This is a genomic window from Mucilaginibacter corticis (assembly GCF_007558865.1).
Lineage (GTDB): Bacteria > Bacteroidota > Bacteroidia > Sphingobacteriales > Sphingobacteriaceae > Mucilaginibacter > Mucilaginibacter corticis.
In genome coordinates this window covers 1-4,663 of record NZ_VLPK01000010.1, presented here as the reverse complement: position 1 = coordinate 4,663, position 4,663 = coordinate 1, and the positions used below count along the sequence as shown (strand labels likewise).

Genomic DNA, 4,663 nt, shown 5'->3' with positions numbered 1-4,663 from the left:
AGGGTTCGCTTAGCCCATTGGCTGGGATTGATCTTAATAGAGTGCTTGAGGTCTTCTTCGAATGCTTTTTTTAAGTGCCTCGCTAATGTAGTATCATAGATCATCGCGTTCACCTCGAAGTTAAGTTCGAAGCTGCGGTGATCCATGTTAGCAGTGCCGATAATGGCCAGCTGCCCGTCAGCGACCACCGTTTTGGCATGCACGAATCCTTTTTTATAACAATAGACCTCTACGCCTGCCTCCAGTATTTCGTTATAATAGGATTTTGCAGCGGCGTTAACCAAAGCAGAATCGGATTTGTAAGGCACCAAAAGTTTGATCTTTACTCCGCTCATGGCCGAGGCGCATAGCGCGTCAAGGATGGTTTGCCCGGGGATAAAATACGGCGAAGTGATCAGCAGTTCTTCTTTCGCTAGGCTGATCGTTTGCAGGAGCGCGTACATGATCACCGGTGTATCCGAATCCGGGCCGCTGGCCGCGATCTGTAGGATGGCTTTGGACTTCGTTTTTGCAGCGCAAAAGTATTCCGGGGTGACCGCGAGTTTACTGCCCGATGAAAAGTTCCAGTCGCAGATGAACAAGTATTGCAGATAATAAGCGCCGGGACCTTTGATCATCAGGTGCGTATCCCGCCAGTAAGGCTTTGCCGGGTTGATATAGCGGTCGCTGACATTGATACCGCCAACGAATGCGGTACAGCCATCGATGAGGATGATCTTACGGTGGTTGCGGTAATTGGTGCGGTTGGACAGGGCGATGAACCAGATTTTATAAAAGGGAAAGGCCTCGACTCCGCCGGCTACCAGTTCATCCACGAATTTGCCCCTGATCCCGCGGCTGCCAAAGTCATCGTAGATAAAACGCACTTTCACTCCTTCGGCGGCTTTCCGGATCAGCACATCCTTGATCTGGTTACCAATGCCGTCATTTTCAAAAATGTAATATTCCATGTGGATATGATGCTGAGCTCGTTCCAGCGCGGCGAGGACCTGTGGAAATTTCTCTTCGCCGTTCAGTAGCAGGCGCACATCATTATTTCCCGTCAGCGGGCTATTGTCATGGAGCAGCAGGCGGGCGAGTTCTTTATGGCTTTTGACTTCAGCTTCGCCGCTTTGCCAGGTTTTTTCGGAGTCATGGATGATCTTTTGCCGGATCTCCTCCAGCAGCTTGTTATCAGAAATGATCTTCTTGCTGTAGAGTTTATTCTTACGATAATTCGCGCCAACGGCAAAGTAAATGATCATTCCAATACCGGGAAGCAACAAAACCACGAGTAAGTAGGCAAAGGCTTTGCTGGTCGAATTGATATCATACAAAATACGCAGGCAAACGAAAATCACAAATGCGGCGTAAAGAATCCCGGCTACAATTATCCAGTTCATATGCCTACGGCGTTCCGCCCGCCGGCGCTTTTAATTGATCATCCATTGATAAGTTAATGCCAATAGGATCTCTTTTGTTTGCCGATGACTATTATGGGGCAATAATGGCCGCTTTGGCACCATAAATCGAACGGAGGGTGAGGATACCCATCCGCCAGCGGCTTTTGACGGTCCCCAACGGGATATCGAGCAGTTCCGCGATCTCCGCGTGGGTATAGCCTTTGTAATAGATCAGTTCAAAAATGAGCTTATGTTCCGCTTTAAGCAGGTCAAGCAATAACCTGACACCGATGGTTTCTGTATTAAAGGAGCTATGCAAACTCTTCTCTAGCTGGTCGAGGTGCAGATCCAGAGGCAGCGTCGCTGCGTAATGGCGTTGTTTGGTCGAACGCAGGATGTCTATGGACAGGTTCCGGGCTATAGTCACCATCCAGGTATACAAACGCCCTTTTTCCGGGTTGTATTTGCCGAATTCATTCCAGATCTTCAGAAAGGTTTCCTGCAGGATATCCTCGGCTATCTCCTGTTTGACGACGATTTTCTGGATTACGCCGTAAAGTGAGCCGGAATACATATCATATAAAGCTTCCGAACCTTGCCGTTCTTTTTTCAGGATCGCGGCGATCAGCTCATTTTCCGCCATTCTCATGCGGAAGGATAGTATAATAGGTACATGGAAAGGGACTGGTCTTTATTTGGTTCGTTTATGCTTTCGTAATGACAAAAAGCATACCACCGACCAGCATGGTAAGAAGATAAGTGTAATCCGATTAAGGTTGCACTAAATAAAGTGCTGACTGTCCTTTCAGGCAGGAAAATTAGCGGGACTCACTTATTTCCCGGATTCAGGCGCCAACCTGACGGTCAGCCGGCGGCGGCCCATTGATACCCCGCCCAGTGCGGCAATAACCGCAATGGCATCCGCACGGGTGGCCATTTCCACAAAAGCGTAGCCTTTTGCTTTCCGGGTCTTTTTGTCCCTTACGATCTTCATCACCACGATGTCGCCGTGTGGGGCGATCAATTGCGCAAGTTCCATCTCTTCCATTTCCAATGGATAACCGCCGACAAATAATTTGATACTCATGCGTTAGCTATTCTTGGCGTGTTTAATGTTAACTTTATTATCCATCATATTCTGTTTAGTTTTACAGGGCCCCCTTTTCGGGTCTGTAAATGTGATTTAGCCGGTAGCCAGGTGGACGTTGCGGTTCCGGCTATCGGCTTTTTATTTTTTAGCCGGTTTAAATTTGCTGACATAAAAAAAGGCTAACCTTTGGAGATTAGCCTCACAATAAACTGCAACATTTAATAAACCTTGAATAACTAATTACTTATTATTAAACGAAAAGGGTGGTAGAAATGTTCTGCATGTTCCTGGTTATTATTAAAAACATATTACTTATCTTGCAGTAAATCAAAAATTTAAATCGACCTACATCTTATCGCAGTGTGGAGCCCTGGTGAAACCGCCGGGGCTTTATTGTTTACGCTTAGTGCTTGTACTTATTTGCCTGGTACTTGTTTGCGCCGAGTACGGCAAATGATAACGCAAACACGATCACCGTTAAAAGCGTAGTATAGAACGTATAAAGTACCAGTAGTAAAGACGTGGAAATAAAGGAAATTCCGTAAGCCAGTTTATTTACGAAAAGTCTTTGGTAAAGGGCGATCATTTGATTTGATTTTAAAATTTGTTCGTACAGCCTGATACGTCTGGCCGGTAATATTAGTTTCAATCCGGAAAACTTCCATGCCTGTAATGTTTAACTAAGTCCCGATTTTTCCATTGGAAAGGGAATTTTTAAACGCGATGAATTCTTGGTGAATCCAGTTAAATGAAACGGCGTACAGGTTCATGAGCCAGGTACGAAAAACTCCGGCTACCTGGTATGACCCAGCCTGGTTCGCATTCCCCTGCGAATCCCGTCAAATGTCGTTTTGAATCTTAGTTTACCGACATTCCGGAATTTAAAGTAAATAAGATTGCCGGATATCATTGAACAGGTTCGGCGGAAATTCATCTACGCTAAAGACTTTGACTTTCCTTTCCTGTTTTTTACCATCCGTATCCTTCGCATAATACTTGAGCTCCAGCCACTTTTTCATCGGCCGGATGATCAAAAACGCCCACCGCCTGTAAAAAACAATACAATTAGGTGTAGTGCTGACCAGTACCTTTTGCCAATCGGCGACTTCAGCCAATAATTTATCGAAAGCCAGTACTAACTCCGAAGAGCGCCCCTCGAATAAACTATCCACGCTGACCCGCGCGCAATAATGCCGGTAATCTTTCCAGGGCAGTTCGCGCTCACATTTCGGACAGGTCCAGCTCATGCTAACTTTCGTTCTCTACCAGTTCTTTCAGACCTTTTAATATTTTGTCCCAGCCTTTGACCGAGCGGTGATAGCGCTGCTCGGCACCTTCGCCCTGACCCACCTCATCGGTAATGTGTAATTCGGTTTTACCGTCTTTTTCGATCAGCTCATCGGTTACCGTAGAGGTACTTTTGCCTTTACCATTACGAAGGGTATATTGCAATAATTTACCGGGGGTGGCCTTTTTGATCACACCGCGTATTTTAAAGGGTATGATCCAGAACATTCTTCCTTTGAAAGTGATCGGGCTGCCCGGTTTCCAATTGGAGATCACGCGGCAATTGAAAAAATATTCTTTTGTCTTTTCCGGATCCGTCAAGGCATCCCATACCACCTCAGCAGGCGCATTGATCCTAACGGTTTTTTTGACGATGTAATCTTTCATCTTTTAACAACGCCGGGCTCATCTGATTGTTTGTCTGTCAATCGATCCAGAACGGCGCATGGTCGCTAACAGCTCATTCAACAAAAAATGATCCAGGCGTAATCCAGCATTACGGATTTTGGGATCGGGCTTTATCTGTGCGCCGAGATATCCATCAACACAGCGGCAGGGTCTGGGCAGAAAGTAAACTGGGAGATGGCTCTACTTTTTATTTCAACCTGCCGCTAAGTTAACAGCTGGGACCTTCAGTTTTTTCGGTAGTCATGTCCCCAGTTTTTCAGCGAATAGTCCCAGTTGGAATCTTTGGGATCTTTGGGTTTTTGCGCCATATGCCGTGCCACATAGCCGTACACTTTTTGCATATGCTGATAATCCGCAGCAGTGAGGTCGGTTTTCTTCTTGTTAAGGATTTTAATGATATGTTCGCCGGATTTATGCCCGATCGATTCGCCGTCACCGCTGTCCCAGCCCACTGATTTAGACTCCTCGGTCTTTAACCATTTTTCCAATGTTGTTG

Annotated in this window: 7 protein-coding genes; all 7 read right to left on the bottom strand. The window is 46.2% G+C overall.

The window, feature by feature from the left end; genetic code table 11:
- On the bottom strand, window positions 1–1,382 hold a 1,382-nt coding region (gene cls / locus FO440_RS24170; protein ID WP_144250899.1), incomplete at its 3' end, for a cardiolipin synthase.
- A gap of 91 nt (window positions 1,383–1,473) precedes the next feature.
- A complete protein-coding gene (locus FO440_RS24165) occupies window positions 1,474–2,031 on the bottom strand; it encodes an RNA polymerase sigma factor (RefSeq protein ID WP_144250898.1) in 558 nt (185 codons plus the stop codon).
- 183 nt (window positions 2,032–2,214) lie between these two features.
- Window positions 2,215–2,469 carry an RNA recognition motif domain-containing protein gene (locus FO440_RS24160; protein ID WP_144250897.1) on the bottom strand — a complete coding sequence of 85 codons (255 nt, stop codon included), beginning with the start codon at window positions 2,467–2,469 and terminating at the stop codon, window positions 2,215–2,217.
- Window positions 2,470–2,875: 406 nt separating this feature from the next.
- Window positions 2,876–3,058, bottom strand: a complete 183-nt coding sequence (locus FO440_RS24155) for a hypothetical protein (protein WP_144250896.1) — start codon at window positions 3,056–3,058, stop codon at window positions 2,876–2,878.
- A gap of 295 nt (window positions 3,059–3,353) precedes the next feature.
- The gene (locus FO440_RS24150) at window positions 3,354–3,719 is read right to left on the bottom strand and encodes a DUF5655 domain-containing protein (protein WP_144250895.1); all 366 of its coding nucleotides are present in this window, start codon (window positions 3,717–3,719) and stop codon (window positions 3,354–3,356) included.
- Window position 3,720: 1 nt separating this feature from the next.
- A complete protein-coding gene (locus tag FO440_RS24145) occupies window positions 3,721–4,146 on the bottom strand; it encodes an SRPBCC family protein (RefSeq protein ID WP_144250894.1) in 426 nt (141 codons plus the stop codon).
- A 245-nt stretch (window positions 4,147–4,391) separates the two neighbouring features.
- The coding region (locus tag FO440_RS24140) for a DUF3140 domain-containing protein (protein WP_144250893.1) at window positions 4,392–4,663 on the bottom strand (272 nt) is incomplete at its 5' end.

What these genes read in the sequence shown, in the direction of transcription:
- FO440_RS24165 (WP_144250898.1), bottom strand. Translation starts at nt 2,031, where the DNA reads ATGAGAATGGCGGAAAATGAGCTGATCGCCGCGATCCTGAAAAAAGAA.
- FO440_RS24160 (WP_144250897.1), bottom strand. Translation starts at nt 2,469, where the DNA reads ATGAGTATCAAATTATTTGTCGGCGGTTATCCATTGGAAATGGAAGAG.
- FO440_RS24155 (WP_144250896.1), bottom strand. Translation starts at nt 3,058, where the DNA reads ATGATCGCCCTTTACCAAAGACTTTTCGTAAATAAACTGGCTTACGGA.
- FO440_RS24150 (WP_144250895.1), bottom strand. Translation starts at nt 3,719, where the DNA reads ATGAGCTGGACCTGTCCGAAATGTGAGCGCGAACTGCCCTGGAAAGAT.
- FO440_RS24145 (WP_144250894.1), bottom strand. Translation starts at nt 4,146, where the DNA reads ATGAAAGATTACATCGTCAAAAAAACCGTTAGGATCAATGCGCCTGCT.